Source organism: Tepidimonas alkaliphilus (assembly GCF_007556595.1).
Lineage (GTDB): Bacteria > Pseudomonadota > Gammaproteobacteria > Burkholderiales > Burkholderiaceae_C > Tepidimonas > Tepidimonas alkaliphila.
The window spans coordinates 175,897-190,778 of sequence record NZ_VJNB01000001.1; the positions used below are offsets into that span (position 1 = coordinate 175,897).

At 68.6% G+C, this 14,882-nt stretch carries 13 protein-coding genes; 9 read left to right on the top strand and 4 right to left on the bottom strand.

Features of this window, described 5'->3' with window-relative positions; genetic code table 11:
- Positions 1–95: 95 nt before the first annotated feature.
- From Talka_RS00855 to dut, 4 genes are all read left to right on the top strand, one after another.
- Positions 96–1,175 (top strand): TRAP transporter substrate-binding protein, encoded by a 1,080-nt coding sequence (locus Talka_RS00855; protein WP_143889128.1) that lies wholly within the window; start codon positions 96–98, stop codon positions 1,173–1,175.
- A 166-nt stretch (positions 1,176–1,341) separates the two neighbouring features.
- Positions 1,342–1,956 (top strand): TRAP transporter small permease subunit, encoded by a 615-nt coding sequence (locus tag Talka_RS00860; protein ID WP_143889129.1) that lies wholly within the window; start codon positions 1,342–1,344, stop codon positions 1,954–1,956.
- A gap of 21 nt (positions 1,957–1,977) precedes the next feature.
- The gene (locus Talka_RS00865) at positions 1,978–3,801 is read left to right on the top strand and encodes a TRAP transporter large permease (RefSeq protein WP_143889130.1); all 1,824 of its coding nucleotides are present in this window, start codon (positions 1,978–1,980) and stop codon (positions 3,799–3,801) included.
- A 13-nt stretch (positions 3,802–3,814) separates the two neighbouring features.
- The gene (gene dut, locus Talka_RS00870; RefSeq protein WP_143889131.1) at positions 3,815–4,264 is read left to right on the top strand and encodes a dUTP diphosphatase; all 450 of its coding nucleotides are present in this window, start codon (positions 3,815–3,817) and stop codon (positions 4,262–4,264) included.
- Between the two features lie 52 nt (positions 4,265–4,316).
- Here dut and Talka_RS00875 read toward each other — a convergent pair whose 3' ends face one another.
- Positions 4,317–4,814, bottom strand: a complete 498-nt coding sequence (locus Talka_RS00875; RefSeq protein WP_143889132.1) for an FKBP-type peptidyl-prolyl cis-trans isomerase — start codon at positions 4,812–4,814, stop codon at positions 4,317–4,319.
- Positions 4,815–4,828: 14 nt separating this feature from the next.
- On the opposite strand from Talka_RS00875, the gene Talka_RS00880 reads away from it, so the two are divergent.
- Together Talka_RS00880 and Talka_RS00885 are read left to right on the top strand one after the other, a co-directional pair.
- On the top strand, positions 4,829–6,028 hold the full coding sequence (locus Talka_RS00880) for a cupin domain-containing protein (RefSeq protein WP_425472619.1): 1,200 nt from the start codon (positions 4,829–4,831) through the stop codon (positions 6,026–6,028).
- 187 nt (positions 6,029–6,215) lie between these two features.
- Positions 6,216–6,455 carry a hypothetical protein gene (locus tag Talka_RS00885; protein ID WP_143889133.1) on the top strand — a complete coding sequence of 80 codons (240 nt, stop codon included), beginning with the start codon at positions 6,216–6,218 and terminating at the stop codon, positions 6,453–6,455.
- Between the two features lie 196 nt (positions 6,456–6,651).
- Here the strand turns inward: Talka_RS00885 and argA are convergent, their stop codons facing one another.
- A complete protein-coding gene (gene argA, locus Talka_RS00890) occupies positions 6,652–8,001 on the bottom strand; it encodes an amino-acid N-acetyltransferase (RefSeq protein ID WP_143889134.1) in 1,350 nt (449 codons plus the stop codon).
- A gap of 34 nt (positions 8,002–8,035) precedes the next feature.
- Here argA and hrpA point away from each other — a divergent pair, with 34 nt between their 5' ends.
- From hrpA to Talka_RS00905, 3 genes are read left to right on the top strand one after another with little or no spacing between them, the layout of a single operon-like run.
- A complete protein-coding gene (hrpA, locus tag Talka_RS00895) occupies positions 8,036–12,019 on the top strand; it encodes an ATP-dependent RNA helicase HrpA (RefSeq protein WP_143889135.1) in 3,984 nt (1,327 codons plus the stop codon).
- A gap of 49 nt (positions 12,020–12,068) precedes the next feature.
- Positions 12,069–12,503: a putative toxin-antitoxin system toxin component, PIN family gene (locus Talka_RS00900; protein ID WP_143889136.1), complete on the top strand. Its 435-nt coding sequence runs from the start codon at positions 12,069–12,071 to the stop codon at positions 12,501–12,503.
- Positions 12,500–12,766 carry a toxin-antitoxin system HicB family antitoxin gene (locus tag Talka_RS00905; RefSeq protein ID WP_143889137.1) on the top strand — a complete coding sequence of 89 codons (267 nt, stop codon included), beginning with the start codon at positions 12,500–12,502 and terminating at the stop codon, positions 12,764–12,766. Before Talka_RS00900 ends, Talka_RS00905 begins: the two co-directional genes overlap by 4 nt.
- On the opposite strand, the gene Talka_RS00910 is transcribed toward Talka_RS00905, so the two are convergent.
- Together Talka_RS00910 and Talka_RS11860 are read right to left on the bottom strand one after the other, a co-directional pair.
- On the bottom strand, positions 12,761–13,945 hold the full coding sequence (locus tag Talka_RS00910; protein WP_425472621.1) for a pyridoxal phosphate-dependent aminotransferase: 1,185 nt from the start codon (positions 13,943–13,945) through the stop codon (positions 12,761–12,763). The two genes, Talka_RS00905 and Talka_RS00910, sit on opposite strands and share 6 nt — an antisense overlap.
- Positions 13,929–14,873 carry a CysB family HTH-type transcriptional regulator gene (locus Talka_RS11860; RefSeq protein WP_185970011.1) on the bottom strand — a complete coding sequence of 315 codons (945 nt, stop codon included), beginning with the start codon at positions 14,871–14,873 and terminating at the stop codon, positions 13,929–13,931. The genes Talka_RS00910 and Talka_RS11860 overlap by 17 nt, the downstream gene beginning before the upstream one ends.
- Between the last annotated feature and the right edge of the window lie 9 nt (positions 14,874–14,882).

Sequence of the window (14,882 nt, forward strand, 5' to 3'; positions counted from 1 at the left end):
CGTGTTGCGCTGCACTACACTAAGCATTGTGCCTGTCAGGAAGCGCGGCGCCGCTTCCCGAGCTGGTTTCCCCTTTTAGCAAGGAGACTTCATTCATGGATCGTCGTTCTGTCCTCAAACATGCCGGTCTTGCCGGTGTCCTGGCCGCGGCGGCGGCTCCCGCCGTGCACGCTCAGCCGACCGTGCGCTGGCGCCTGACTTCCAGCTTTCCGAAGTCGTTGGACACCATCCACGGCGGCGCCGAAGTGTTTGCCAAAGCGCTCAACGCCATGTCGGGCGGGCGCTTCCAAGTGACCGTGCATGCGCCGGGCGAGCTGGTGCCGGCGTTTGGCGTGGTCGATGCCGTGCAGCAAGGCACGGTGGAAGCCGGCCATACTTGCGCGTATTACTACTTTGGCAAAGATGACACCTTCGCCATCGGGACGGCTATTCCCTTTGGCATGAACAGTCGACAGCTGACGGCGTGGTATTATGAAGGCAATGGCCTGAAGCTGTTCCGGGAGTTTTACGATCAATACAACATCGTGAGCTTCCCCGGCGGCAACACCGGCGCTCAGATGGGCGGCTGGTATCGCAAGGAAATCAAAGGCCCGGCGGACATCAAAGGGCTTAAGATGCGCATCGGCGGCTTTGCCGGTAAGGTGCTGAGCCGCATGGGGGCGGTGCCGCAAAACATCCCTGGCGGCGAGATTTACCAGGCGCTCGAAAAAGGCACCATTGATGCCGCTGAATGGATTGGGCCCTACGATGACGAGAAGCTGGGCTTCTTCAAGGTCGCCAAGAACTATTACTACCCGGGCTGGTGGGAAGGCGGCGCGCAAATCGATTTTTACATCAACAAAAAAGCCTACAACGACCTGTCCGCTGAATACAAAGCCATGGTCGAGGCGGCAGCCGCGCAAGCGCACGTAACAATGCAGGCCATGTATGACGCCCGCAACCCGGCAGCGCTCAAGCGCCTGGTGGCCAACGGCACCAAGGTGCTGGCACTGCCCAAGAGCGTCATGGACGAAGCGTTCAAGCAAGCCATGGAGCTCTACAGCGAGCTCAGCAACAGCAACCCGAACTGGAAAAAGATCTACACCGACTACCGCAACTTCCAGCGCGATCAAAACCTGTGGTTCCGCTTCACCGAGGCGCGCTTCGACAGCTACATGCAAGCAGCCAAGCTGTGACTGCAGGCGGCGGGGGCGGGCGTTCTGGCGAGCCGCCACGCCCTCGCGTCCGGGCGTGACCCCGCGCAGGCGGGGTTTTTACGTTCACGGGCCGCAAACCGCGCACCCTGTGGCGACACCCCACGGCAGGGTAAGTATGCGGCCCCTCAAATTGTGGAGAGAAGCGATGACCTCGCTGTTGCGATGGGCCCGCTGGATTGATGCGCTCAACCGCGCCATTGGCTGGCTGGCGATGTGGCTGATTTTGGCGGCAACCCTGATCAGCGCGGGTAATGCCATCGTCCGCCGGGCGTTGGGTACCAGCTCCAATGCGTGGCTGGAGGTGCAATGGTATTTGTTTGCGGCCGTCTTTATGCTCGGCGGCGGCTACGCTTTTTTGCGCAATGCCCATGTGCGCATTGACTTTGTCTCAAGTCGGCTGAGCGCGCGCACGCGCAACTGGATTGACATCGTCGGAATTGTGGTGTTCATCTTGCCTCTGTGCGCGCTGATGATCAAGCTGGGCTGGCCTTTGTTTGAGCGCGCTTGGGCCAGCGGTGAAATGTCGTCCAATGCCGGAGGGTTGATCCGCTGGCCGGTGTATCTGCTGATTCCAGCGGGCTTTGCCTTGCTGGCGCTGCAAAGTTTTAGCGAGCTGATTAAACGGGTCGCGTTTCTGACGGGGCACGGGCCCGATCCGCTGGAGCATGAGGGTCCGAGCGAAACCCAGCGGTTGGCCAAGGACATTGCGGCGGCGGAAGCGGCGCGCCAATCCCAAAGTTCATTGACCAGCAAGCCGTGACGCACGGCGGAGTGCGATGTCATGATGGCTTTTTTGCATGACAACTTTGTGCCGGTGATGTTTGCCGGTCTGCTGTTCTTTTTGCTGACCGGCTTTCCGGTGGCGTTTGCGCTGGCGGCCACCGGGCTGTTCTTTGGCTTCATCGGCATGGAAATCGGGTTGTTCCCGGACAACCTGTTTCAGGCGCTGCCGCTGCGGGTGTTCGGCATTATGCAAAACGAAACCCTGCTGGCGATCCCGTTCTTTACGCTGATGGGCATCATCCTGGAGCGCAGCCGCATGGCCGAGGACCTGCTGGAGACGGTGGGTCAGGTGTTCGGCCCGGTGCGCGGCGGGCTGGCGGTGGCGGTGGTGCTGGTCGGCGCGCTGCTGGCCGCCACCACCGGCGTGGTGGCCGCGGCGGTCATCTCCATGGGCCTGATCTCGCTGCCGATCATGCTGCGCTACGGCTACAACCGCTCGATTGCCACCGGCGTCATCACCGCCTCGGGCACGCTGGCGCAGGCGATCCCGCCATCGTTGGTGCTGATCGTGCTGGCGGATCAACTAGGCCGCTCGGTAGGGGATATGTATGCCGGCGCGCTGATCCCCTCTCTGATGTTGGTCGGGCTGTATTTGCTTTTTATTGTCACGGTGGCGATCGTGCGTCCGTCATGGGTTCCGGCGCTGCCGCCTGAAGCGCGTATTTATCATGAACCTAACGGCGCCAGCGGGCACCGTTCGCTGCTGGCGCTGTTGGTTTTGGTGGCTGCCGCCGGTTGGGCTTGGGCCCAGGTGCACGCGGAGATCATGAACCCGCTGATGGGCCGGGCAGCCGATGCGCCGGCGCCGACCGATGAGGTGGTGGTGCTGTCCACCACCGTGGCGGCTTTGCTGGCGCTGGTGTTGGCCGCGCTCAACCGCCTGCTGCGGCTGGGCTTGCTGTCGCGTCTGGCCGAGCAGGTCACCTTCGTGCTGATCCCGCCGCTGGTCCTGATTTTCCTGGTGCTGGGCACCATTTTCCTTGGCGTGGCCACGCCGACCGAGGGCGGCGCGATGGGGGCGGTGGGCGCACTGGCGATGGCGGCAATCAAGCGCCGGCTGACCTGGCCGATGGTGCGCCAGGCGCTGGAAAACAGCACCAAATTGTCGATCTTCGTGCTGTTTATTCTGATTGGATCGACCGTCTTTAGCTTTACTTTTAACGCTGCCGATGGCCATATTTGGGTCGAGCATTTGTTCGACAAACTGCCCGGCGGGGAGTTGGGCTTCCTGCTGGTGGTCAACCTGCTGGTGTTCGTGCTCGGGTTCTTCATCGACTTCTTCGAGATCGCCTTCATCGTCATCCCGCTGCTGGCGCCGGTGGCCGACAAGATGGGCATCGACCTGATCTGGTTCGGCGTGATCCTGGCGATGAACCTGCAAACGTCGTTTTTGACGCCGCCCTTTGGATTTGCGCTGTTCTACTTACGCAGCGTGGCGGCGCGCGAGGATTACACCGATCCCGTGACGGGGCAGCGCATTGGCGCGGTGACCACGCCGCAAATTTACAAAGGCGCGGTGGCCTTTATCGCCCTGCAGCTGATCATGGTGGCGGTCTTGCTGGCTCGGCCCGAGTTGGTGACCAGCAGCCTGACCAAGGCGGTGGAGGGCGACACCGAGGCGGTGCGCCAGCAATTGCTGGAGATGCAGGTCGGCGACCCCGACGATGCCGATCCGTGGGCGGACGAGAAGGCCGGCGAAGCCGACAGTGAGGGTCAGGCCAGCGCTGATGGCCTGCCGCAGCCGCAGGCCGACGACAAGCCTGCCGAGGAGGACCCGCTGGAGGCGCTCAAGCGCTCCATGCAGGGCGGCGGCAAGCCCTGACGGAGCCGGCGCGATGCACGTCGAGCTCAAGATCCTGGACGAGCGGCTGCGCGCGCAGCCGCCGGTCTATGCCACGCCGGGCAGCGCGGGGCTCGACCTGCGCGCCTGCCTGCAGGCGCCGCTGGAGCTGGCGCCCGGCGCCTGCGAGCTGGTGCCCACCGGCATGGCGATCCATCTGGCCGACCCGGGCTATGCGGCGCTGATCCTGCCGCGCTCCGGGCTGGGGCACCGCCACGGGCTGGTGCTCGGCAACTTGGTCGGCCTGATCGACAGCGACTACCAAGGCGAGCTGATGGTCAGCGCGTGGAACCGCGGTCCGGCGCCGTTCACGATCCAGCCGCTGGAGCGCATCGCGCAGCTGGTCATCGTGCCGGTGGTGCAGGCGCAGTTTCGCGAGGTCGAGGCGTTTGGCCAGCCGAGCGTCCGAGGCAGCGGCGGCTACGGTTCCACGGGCCGGTCATAAGGCTCGCATCGATGGCCGGATGCGCCCGCGCCGCCTCTGGCGCATGGGGGGCTCAACGGGCGGCTGGCAGCGACAACAGTCCGCCGCCCACCGAGCCGCGGGCCAGCTCCTCAGGGGTGGCTGGGCGAACCCCGTGGATTTGCAGCGCGACCCTCAGCGCCATGCCGGCAAGGGGGTGGTTGCCATCCAGCACCACGTGGTCGGGGTAGATCTCGCTGACAAAGTAGATTCGATCGCGTGGAGCGTCGGCTGAGCAGCCTGGTGGAAGGCCCTCAAACGCCATACCGACTTCCAGTTCGGCTGGAAACGCGCTGCGCGGCTCCAGAAAAATCAAGCGATCATCAAAGTCGCCAAAGGCGTCCTGGGGCTCCAGGTGCAGCTCCAGCCGCTCGCCCGGCTCGCGCCCCTGCAGCGCGCGCTCGATGCTGGCCAGCAGGTCACGTCCGCCGACCAGGAACTCCACCGGCTCGTCGCTCTCGTCGAGCACGTCGCCCAAGGTGTCGGCGAGCGTCCAGGTCAGGCTCACCACGCAGGGAGGGGTCACGTTCATCGGACAATTGTCCCATGAAGTCAAGCTCCACCGCATCCCTGGCCCCCTGTGGGCTGGACCTCGAGGCGCCGACGCCGCTGCTCGGGGGACTGTCGCCGGCCGCCTTCATGCAGACGCACTGGCAGCGCCAGCCGCTGCTGATCCGGCAGGCCATCCCGGGCTTCGCGCCGCTGCTCAGCCGCGAGGCGCTGTTCGAACTCGCCACGCGCGACGACGTCGAGTCGCGCATCATCGAGCAGCACCCCGAGGCGGACGATCCGGCGCGCAGCTGGACGCTGCGCCACGGCCCGTTCGACCCGCGGGCGCGGCGCGGCCAGCAGGCCTTTCCGCCGCTGTCGCGCCCGAACTGGACGCTGCTGGTGCAGGGGGTGGATCTGCACGACGACGGCGTGCACGCGCTGATGCAGCGCTTCCGCTTCGTGCCGGACGTGCGGCTGGACGACGTGATGATCTCGTGGGCCAGCCAGGGCGGCGGCGTCGGGCCGCACTTCGACAGCTACGACGTCTTCCTGCTGCAGGCCAGCGGCCGGCGGCGCTGGCGCATCGGCCGCCAGAAGGACCTGAGCCTGCGTCCCGAGCTGCCGTGCAAGATCCTGCAGCGCTTCGAGCCGCAGCAGGAATGGGTGCTGGAGCCGGGCGACATGCTGTACCTGCCGCCGCGCTGGGCGCACGACGGCGTGGCGCTGGACGACGGCTGCATGACCTATTCGATTGGCTTTCGCGTGCCGCAGCGCGGCGCGCTGGCCGCCGAGCTGGTGCAGCGCATGGCGGAAGAATGGGAGGACGACGTGCTCTACACGGATGCGCGCCAGCCCGCCACCGACGAGCCGGCGCGCATCCCGCTGCCGCTGCGGACCTTCGCGGAAGTGGGGCTGCACCGCCTGCTGGCCGACCGCGACGCGTTGTCGGTGGCGCTGGGCGAGATCCTGACCGAGCCAAAGCCGCGCGTCTGGTTCGACCCGCCCGCGCAGCCCTGGCAGGAAGGGCCGCTGTCGCTGGATCGCCGCACCCGCATGGCGTGGGACGATGACCACGTCTTCATCAACGGCGAGGCCTACCGCGTGCGTGGCCGCGACGCCACGCTGCTGCGCCGCCTGGCCAATCGCCGCCGTCTGACCGCCGGCGAAGTGGGCCGCCTGAGCGAGCCGGCGCGCGAGGCGCTGCGCCAGTGGTGGGAGGCTGGTTGGCTGCGCCCTGGGCCAGCGCGCGTATGACAGGCTCGGTAGCATTCGTTACGATTGCTTACACGGGAAAACCCTGAGTTTTCTCGCATAATTCGCACTCTAAAGCGGCGCGCAAGCCCGACGGCGCGCCCTGCTGTAGAATTCTTAGCCCAGCGTCGAGCCGGCGGCGTCTGGGCGCGCCCCCAACCGGTGCTTTCCCAACCCTAACGGAACGACAATGAACAAGACCGCTTTGATGGCCGCTTTGTTGGCCGCTGCCTCGCTGACCGCCTGCGGCAAGAAAGAGGAGGCTCCTGCTGCCGCGCCGGCGCCCGCTCCGGCGCCTGCGGCCGCTCCGGCTGAGCCGGCTCAGCAGCCCGCTCAACAGCCCGCCGATGCGGCCCAACAGCCGCAGCCTGCGGGCGATCAAGCTCAGCAGCCTGCCGGTGAGCAAAAGCCGGCCGAGCAGAAGCAGTAACGCCAGCCTGGCCCGCGTGCCGGCAGGCGCTGCGGGTTCGCTCGCGCGACAGACGACCGCCCTTTACGGGGCGGTTTTTTTTGGAGGGGCGATGCCGAGCGCCAAGTGCAAAGCCGATCAGGGGTGTTGCACTTGATTATTGACTCCGCCCATCGAAATGATCGGCATGATTGCTCCCGGCGTGTCCGTGCGGAGGTCAGACCAGCCGCTTGACCAGCACTTGGCTGCGACGATCCCAGTTGTATTTGCGCTTGCGGGCTTCGGGCAGCCAGTCGGGCGAGACGGGCTGAAAGCCGCGCTTGAGGAACCAGTGCATCGTGCGCGTCGTCAGCACGAAGATGCTTTCCAGCCCCATCAGGCGCGCGCGCTGCTCGATGCGCTTGAGCAGCTTTTCGCCGTCGCCCTGACCCTGCGCCTGGGGCGAGACGGTCAGCGCCGCCATCTCACCGGTTTTGGCCTCGGGGTAGGGGTAGAGCGCGGCGCAGCCGAAGATGACGCCGTCGTGCTCCAGGATCGTGTAATTGGCGATGTCGCGCTCAATCTCGGTGCGGCTGCGCTTGACCAGCGTGCCGTCCTTTTCGAACGGTTCGATCAGCTGCAGGATGCCGCCGACGTCGTCCGGCGTGGCCTCGCGCAGGTTTTCCAGCCGCTCGTCCACCACCATCGTGCCGATGCCGTCGTGCACATACACCTCCAGCAGCAGCGAGCCATCGACCGCAAACGGGATGATGTGGCTGCGCTCCACGCCGCCCTTGCAGGCGCGCACGCAGTGCTGCAGGTAGAACGCCGGGTCGGTGGGGTGCGTCGGCGCCGGCGCGCGCGCCAGGATCGCCTCGGCGTCGGCCAGCGACAGCTCGGTGTCGATGGGGTTGTCGTCGCCGGGGGGGTCGAAGGGACGCACCCGAATGCCAGGGATTTCGGTGATGAAGATGAGCTTGTCGGCCTGCAGCGCCACCGCCACGCTGGTGGCCACTTCCTCCATCGCCAGGTTGAACGCCTCGCCGGTCAGCGAAAAGCCAAACGGCGACAGCAGCACCAGCGCGCCCATATCCAGCGCGCGCGTGATGCCGGCCACATCGACTTTGCGCACGACGCCCGAGTGCTGAAAATCGATTCCATCGACGATGCCGACCGGACGTGCGGTGATGAAATTGCCGGAAATCACCCGCACGCGCGCATCGGCCATCGGCGTGTTGGGTAGTCCCATGCTGAAGGCGGCCTCGATCTCGAAGCGCAGCTGGCCGGCGGCCTCCTGCGCGCAGTCCAGCGTGATGCCGTCAGTGATGCGGATGCCATTGTGGAAGCGCGCCTTGTGCCCTTTGGCGCGCAATTGCTCGTCCACCTGCGGGCGAAAGCCGTGCACCAGCACCACACGCACGCCCATGCTCTGGATCAGGGCCAGATCTTGCACGAGATTGGGCAGCTTGCCAGCGGCGATGGCCTCGCCCGCGACAGCCACCACGAAGGTCTGGTGCCGGAATTTGTGGATGTAGGGCGCCACCGCGCGGAACCACGGCACGAAGGTAAAGTTGAACACGGTGGACATGGCAACGCTGGGGCAGGGGGATAATCGCGCACCCATGCGCGACGAAGCGATAGTGTGCCACCAGCCGGCCGGCGGGCCGGTGCTGACCTTCCCCGAGACGTTGCCGGTGTCGGCGCGGCGCGCCGACATCGAGGCGGCGCTGCGCGACCATCAAGTGGTGGTGGTGTGCGGCGAGACGGGCTCCGGCAAGACCACCCAGCTGCCCAAGATCGCGCTGGCGCTGGGGCGCGGCGGCGGCGTGGACTGGCAGCCGCAGCCCGGGCGGCGCCGGCCGCTGATCGGCCACACGCAGCCGCGGCGGCTGGCGGCCACGTCGGTGGCGGCGCGCATCGCCGAGGAGACGCAGACCGAGCTGGGCGAACTGGTCGGCTACCAGATCCGCTTCCACGACCGGCTGCAGCCCGGCGCGGCGATCAAGCTGATGACCGACGGCATTTTGCTCGCCGAGACGCAGCGTGATCCCCTGCTGCGCGCCTACGACACGCTGATCATCGACGAGGCGCACGAGCGCAGCTTGAACATCGACTTCCTGCTCGGGTATCTCAAGCAGCTGCTGCCGAAGCGCCCGGATCTGAAGCTCATCATCACCTCGGCGACGATCGACGCGGAGCGCTTCGCGCAGCACTTCGCCGGGCCGCACGGGCCGGCGCCGGTCATCCACGTCAGCGGCCGCACCTATCCCGTCGAGATCCGCTGGCGCCCGTTCGAGGAAAGTCGCGATTACGGCTTGAATGAGGCGATCGCCGACGCGGTGGACGAGCTGTGGCGCGGCGGCGCGCACGATGGCGACATCCTGGTCTTTTTGCCGGGCGAGCGCGAGATCCGCGACGCCGCCGACCACCTGCGCCGCCACCTGAGCCGCCAGCCGGCGCTGCGCGGTGCCGAGGTGCTGCCGCTCTACGCGCGCTTAAGCGCCGCCGAGCAGAGCCGCATCTTCCACCCCAATGGGGCGCGGCGCATCGTGCTGGCCACCAACGTCGCCGAGACGTCGCTGACCGTCCCGGGCATCCGCTACGTGATCGACTCCGGGCTGGCGCGCATCAAGCGCTACAGCCTGCGCAGCAAGGTCGAGCAGCTGCTGGTGGAGCCGATCAGCCAGGCGGCGGCCCACCAGCGCGCCGGCCGCTGCGGCCGCGTCGCCGAGGGCATCTGCATCCGCCTCTACGACGAGCAGGACTTCGCGCGCCGGCCCCGCTTCACCGATCCGGAGATCCTGCGCTCGTCGCTGGCCGGCGTCATCCTGCGCATGAAGGCGCTGGGGCTGGGGGACGTGGAGGCGTTCCCGTTTCTGGAAGCGCCGTCGCGCCGCGCGGTGGCCGACGGGCTGCAGACGCTTGCCGAGCTCGGGGCGCTCGATGCCCAGGGGCAGCTGACCGAGACCGGCCGCCAGCTCGCGCGCCTGCCGCTGGATCCGCGCATCGGCCGCATGCTGATCGAGGCGCAGCGCCGCGGCGCGCTGCGCGAGGTGCTGGTGATCGCCAGCGCCCTCTCCATCCAGGACGTGCGCGAGCGCCCGCTGGAGCAGGCCGCCAAGGCCGACGCCGCGCACGCGCGCTTCGACGACGAGCGCAGCGAGTTCGTCGGGCTGCTCAAGCTCTGGGACTGGCTGCAGCAGGCGCGCGGCGGCCAGCATGCGCCGGGGCAGCCGCCGACGCCCAAGCTGTCCAACCGGCAATACGAGGCGCTGCTGCGCGAGCATTTCATCAGCGTCAAGCGCGTGCGCGAGTGGCGCGACGTGCACCAGCAGCTGCACACGCTGGCCGCCGAGCACGGCTGGCGCGAGCAGGCCGAGCCCGCCAGTTACGAAGCGCTGCACCTGAGCCTGCTGGTGGGGCTGCTGCCCAACGTCGGCCTCAAGCACGACACGGAGGACCACTACCAGGGCGCGCGCGGCATCAAGTGGTGGCCGCACCCGGGGTCGCGGCTCAAGCGCAGGCCGGCGCGCTGGATTGTCTGCGCCGAGCTGGTGGAGACCACCCGCCTGTATGGTCGCGGCATCGCCGCCATCGAGCCCCAGTGGCTGGAGCAGGTGGCCGCGCACCTGATCCAGCGTGAGCTGTCCGAGCCGCTGTGGGACCGCCGCAGCGCCGAGGTGATCGCGCACGAACGCGGCTCGCTGTGGGGCCTGCCGGTTTACAGCGGGCGGCGCGTGGCCTACGCGCGCATCGACCCGGTGGCCGCGCGCGAGGTGTTCATCCGCGAGGGGCTGGTGGCGGGCCTCACCGAAGACACCTGGGATTGCCGGCTGCCGTTCTGGGCGCACAACCGGCGCGTGCTGCGCGAGGTGCAGGCGCTGGAGCACAAGGCGCGCCGGCAGGACGTGCTGGTGGACGAAAGCCTGATCTTCGCCTTCTTCGACCGCCACCTGCCACCCGACGTGGCCAGCGGGCGCGACCTGGAGCGCTGGTGGCGCCAGGCCAGCGCCGAGCAGCGCCAGCGGCTGTTCCTGAGCCGCGACGAGCTGATGCGCCACGAGGCCGCCGGCGTCACCACCGACGCCTACCCGCCGCTGATCCGCCTGGGGGGCGTGGATTGCCGCGCGCACTACCTGCACGAGCCGGGCCATCCGCGCGACGGGGTCACGGTGGAGGTGCCGCTGTTCGCGCTCAACCAGGTCGATCCGCAGCGGCTGGCGTGGCTGGTGCCGGGGATGCTGGCCGAGAAGGTGCAGGCGCTGCTGAAGACGCTGCCTCAGAAGGTGCGCGCGCGGCTGGTGCCGCTGCCGGCCACCGCGCAGGCGATGGCCGAGCGCTGGGTCGAGGAGGGCCGCTTCGGGCAGGGCGACCTGCTGCAGGCGCTGCTGCAGGAGGTGCGCCAGCGCAGCGGCCTGCCGGTGCAGCCGGGTGACTTCAAGCTCGACGGCCTGCCGCCGCACCTGCTGATGAACGTGCGGGTGGTGGACGAGCACGGCCGCCAGCTGGCCATGGGGCGCGACCTGGCGCTGCTGAAGACCCAGTGGGGCGACCAGGCGCGCGGGGCGTTCGCGGCGCTGGCGGCGCTCAGGCGCCCGCCGGCCGCCGTACCCTCCGGGACGGCGGGTGGGGGGCGAGGGTCACACGGCGCCGCGTCGGCGCCCCCGTCCTCCGTGGGTGACGCGGCCCCATCTCCCGCCGCGGCCTCACCAGCCGGGGCGGGCGTCGCCGCCGACCCCGGCGTCTGGGACAGCGCCGCGCGCCACACGCGCTGGGTGTTCGGCGCATGGCCGGAGCTGGTCGAGATCCGCCACGGGCGGCAGACGCTGGTCGGCTACCCGGCGCTGCGCGACGCGGGCGACGCCGTCACGGTGGCGGTGTTCGACGAGCCGGAGGTGGCGGCGCGCGAGCACCGCGGCGGCCTGCGGCGGCTGTTCGCGCTGCAGCTGCGCGATACGCTCAAGGCCCTGGAGCGTCAGCTGCCGGAGCTGGCGCGCATGGCGGTGCTCTTCATGCCGCTGGGCACGGCGGAGGCGCTGCGCCAGCAGATCGTGGACTTGGCCCTGGAGCGCGCCTTCCTGGCCGGGCCGCTGCCGGCGGACGAGGCCGCGTTCGAGGCCCGCCTGAAGGAGGGGCGCACGCGCCTGGTGCTGATCGCGCAGGAGGTGGCGCGGCTGGCGCAGCAGATCCTTGCCGAATGGAGCGCCGCGCAGCGCAAGCTGAAGGAGGCGCGCCACCTGCCGCCGGCCAGCGCCGCCGACCTGCAGCAGCAGCTGCAGCGGCTGGTGGGCCCGCGCTTCCTGCTGGAGACCCCGTGGGAGCAGCTGGCGCACCTGCCGCGCTACCTCAAGGCCGTGCAGTTGCGCATCGACAAGGCGCGCCAGGATCCGGCGCGCGAGCAACAGCGCCTGGCCGAGCTGCGCCCCGCCGAGCAGCGCGTCTGGCGCCTGCTGCAGGAGCGCCGCGGCGCCGCCGACGAGCGGCTGCAGGCGCTGCGCTGGATGGTGGAGGAGCTGCGCGTCAGCCTCTTCGCGCAGGAGCTGCGCACCCCGTATCCGGTCAGCGTCAAGCGCCTGGACAAGGCGCTGGCGCAGTGGCAGGCCTGATGGCCAAAAGGTTTTCGGACGACATCGCAGGTGATACCATCCGCCGACGATGAGGCTGGTGCTCGATACCGACGTGGTGGTTGCGGCCCTGCGCAGCCCGGCGGGCGCCTCGGCGGAAGTGCTGCGGCTGGCCCGGCGGGGGCGGCTGGTGCTGGCCGCCAGCGTCAGTCTGTTCATGGAGTACGAGGCGGTCTGCCGCCGACCGTCGTATCGGGAGGCTGCGGGCCTGTCGGAGGCGGACGTCGAGGTCTTTCTCGACGCGCTGGCGCTGTTGGTCGAGCCGGTGCCGATCCATTACCTGTGGCGGCCGCAGCTGCGCGATCCGGCCGACGAGCTGGTGCTGGAAGCGGCCGTCAACGCCGGCGCCAACACCCTGCTGACCTTCAACGTTCGGCACTTTCGTGCTGCGGCGGGACGGTTCGGCCTGCCGGTTTCGCCACCCGGGCCGTGGCTGGCCCGCTTTCTGCAGAGGGATCCACGATGAGCGACGTCCGAACCTACCCGCTGCGGCTGCCGCAATCGCTGCGCGCCGGGGTCGACCGGGTCAGCAAGCGCGAGGGCGTCAGTGTCAACCAGTTCATTGCGCTGGCCGTGGCCGAAAAGCTGGCCGCGCTGGAGGCCGAGCGGTACCTCGAAGAGCGCCGCGCACGCGCCGATCTGGCCGCCTTCGACGCCCTGATGGCGCGCCGAGGCGGGGAGCCGCCGCGCCCCGGCGACGAGCTGCCGCCTTCGGCCACGCGTTCATAACCGCGCCAGCCGCCGCAGCGCCTCCTCCAGCGTCGCGTCGCGCTTGGCGAAGCACAGCCGCACGATGCCCTGGCTGCGGCCGTCGCCGTAGAAGGCCGACAGCGGAATGGCCGCCACGCCCACCTCGCGCGTCAGCCATTCGCAGAACGCCGCTTCGTCCAGCTGGCGCTCGGGCACGGCCAGCTCGCCATAGCGCACGCACTGAAAGTAGGTACCCTCGCACGGCAGCAGGCGCAGGCGCGTGCGCTGCAGCCCGGCGCGGAAGCGGTCGCGCTTGGCCTGGTAGAAGGCGCTCAGGCCCAGGTACGGCGCCGGGTCGGCCATGTAGGCCGCGAGGCCATGCTGCATCGGCGCGTTGACGGTGAAGACGTTGAACTGGTGCACCTTGCGGAACTCGGCCATCAGCGGCGCCGGGGCCAGGCAGTAGCCGACCTTCCAGCCGGTGACGTGGCAGGTCTTGCCGAAGCTGCTGACGATGAAGCTGCGCGCGGCCAGCCCCGCGTGCGTGGCCAGGCTGGCGTGCGGCTGGCCGTCATAGACCATATGCTCATAAACCTCGTCGCCGATCAGCAGCACGTCGGTGTCGCGCAGCAGCGTCCACAGGGTCTGCAGGTCGTCGGCGCGCCAGACGGTGCCGCTCGGGTTGTGCGGGGTGTTGAGGACGATGGCGCGCGTGCGCGGGGTCAGCGCCGCAGCCAGCCGCGCGAAGTCGGGGCGGAAGCCCTCCCCAAGCGGCACGCGCACCGGCACGCCGCCGGCCAGCTCGATGCCGGGCACGTAGCTGTCATAGCACGGCTCCAGCACGATCACCTCGTCGCCCGGCTGCACCACGGCCAGCAGCGCGGTCAGGATGGCCTGCGTGGCGCCGGCGGTGACGGTGACCTCGGCGTCGGGGTCGTAGGCGCGGCCATAGAGCGCGGCGGCCTTGCGCGCGATCGCCTGGCGCAGCGCCGGCACGCCAGCCATCGGCGGGTACTGGTGGTGGCCGGCGCGCATCGCCTCGGTCACCGCCTGCGGCAGCGCCGGGTCGGGGTCGAAGTCCGGAAAGCCCTGGCCGAGGTTGACCGCGCCGACCTGCTGCGCCAGGGCCGACATGACGGTGAAGATGGTGGTGCCGACGTTCGGCAGGCGGCTGGGCGGCGCCGGGGTGCGCAACGCGGCCTCACAGTCGATCGTCATCGTCATGCCCTTCCAGCGCTTTGTAGATCAGGTCGCGCGACAGCCGCTCGCTGAGCAATTCGGCAAAGCGCAGGACAAAGTGCCGCAAATATACGCCGCGTTTGAACGCCACGCGCGCCACGTTGGTGCCGAACAGGTGCCCGGCCGGGCGCACCGCCAGCTCCGGCGGACGCTCGTCACCGGCCACCGCCATCTCGGCGACGATGCCCACGCCCAAGCCCAGCTTGACGTAGGTCTTGATGACGTCCGAGTCAATCGCCTCCAGCACGATTTGCGGGGTCAGGCCGCGCTGCGCGAACGCCTGATCGATGCGCGTGCGGCCCGTAAAGGTCGGGTGATAGGTGATCAGCGGGTGCGCGGCCAAATCATCCAACGTGATGCGCTCAAGCTCCAGCAGCGGATGCGCGCTGGGCAGCACCAGCGCGTGCTGCCACTCATAGCACGGCAGCGTCACCAGGTCGGGGTAATGGGTCAGCGCCTCGGTGGCGATGCCCAAATCCGCCACGTCGTCCAGCACCCAGCGCGCCACCTGATCCGGCGCGCCTTGATGCAGGCTGATGTTGACTTTGGGGTAGAGCTGGCGCAGCCTTGCCACCGGCGCCGGCAGCACGTAGCGCGCTTGCGTGTGCGTGGTGGCGATCGACAGCGTGCCGCTGTCTTGCGCCGCGTATTGCTCGCCGATGCGCTTGAGGTTGGCCACCTCGCGCAGGATGATCTCGATGCTGCGCACGACCAATTGGCCGGGTTCGGTCAAGCGCTTGATGCGCTTGCCGTGGCGCGCGAAGATGTCAATCCCGAGCTCGTCTTCCAGCTCCAGAATCGCCTTGGAGACCCCTGGCTGCGAAGTGTGCAGGGCCTTGGCCGCCTCGGTCAGGTTGAGGTTGCGGCGCACGGCCTCCAGCACGAAGCGAAATTGATGCAAATTCATGTTCGATCA

Bases quoted from the DNA above. Each gene is read 5' to 3' on its own strand.
- Talka_RS00855 (WP_143889128.1), top strand. From the start codon at position 96: ATGGATCGTCGTTCTGTCCTCAAACATGCCGGTCTTGCCGGTGTCCTG.
- Talka_RS00860 (WP_143889129.1), top strand. From the start codon at position 1,342: ATGACCTCGCTGTTGCGATGGGCCCGCTGGATTGATGCGCTCAACCGC.
- Talka_RS00865 (WP_143889130.1), top strand. From the start codon at position 1,978: ATGATGGCTTTTTTGCATGACAACTTTGTGCCGGTGATGTTTGCCGGT.
- dut (WP_143889131.1), top strand. From the start codon at position 3,815: ATGCACGTCGAGCTCAAGATCCTGGACGAGCGGCTGCGCGCGCAGCCG.
- Talka_RS00875 (WP_143889132.1), bottom strand. From the start codon at position 4,814: ATGAACGTGACCCCTCCCTGCGTGGTGAGCCTGACCTGGACGCTCGCC.
- Talka_RS00880 (WP_425472619.1), top strand. From the start codon at position 4,829: ATGAAGTCAAGCTCCACCGCATCCCTGGCCCCCTGTGGGCTGGACCTC.
- Talka_RS00885 (WP_143889133.1), top strand. From the start codon at position 6,216: ATGAACAAGACCGCTTTGATGGCCGCTTTGTTGGCCGCTGCCTCGCTG.
- argA (WP_143889134.1), bottom strand. From the start codon at position 8,001: ATGTCCACCGTGTTCAACTTTACCTTCGTGCCGTGGTTCCGCGCGGTG.
- hrpA (WP_143889135.1), top strand. From the start codon at position 8,036: ATGCGCGACGAAGCGATAGTGTGCCACCAGCCGGCCGGCGGGCCGGTG.
- Talka_RS00900 (WP_143889136.1), top strand. From the start codon at position 12,069: ATGAGGCTGGTGCTCGATACCGACGTGGTGGTTGCGGCCCTGCGCAGC.
- Talka_RS00905 (WP_143889137.1), top strand. From the start codon at position 12,500: ATGAGCGACGTCCGAACCTACCCGCTGCGGCTGCCGCAATCGCTGCGC.
- Talka_RS00910 (WP_425472621.1), bottom strand. From the start codon at position 13,945: ATGACGATCGACTGTGAGGCCGCGTTGCGCACCCCGGCGCCGCCCAGC.
- Talka_RS11860 (WP_185970011.1), bottom strand. From the start codon at position 14,873: ATGAATTTGCATCAATTTCGCTTCGTGCTGGAGGCCGTGCGCCGCAAC.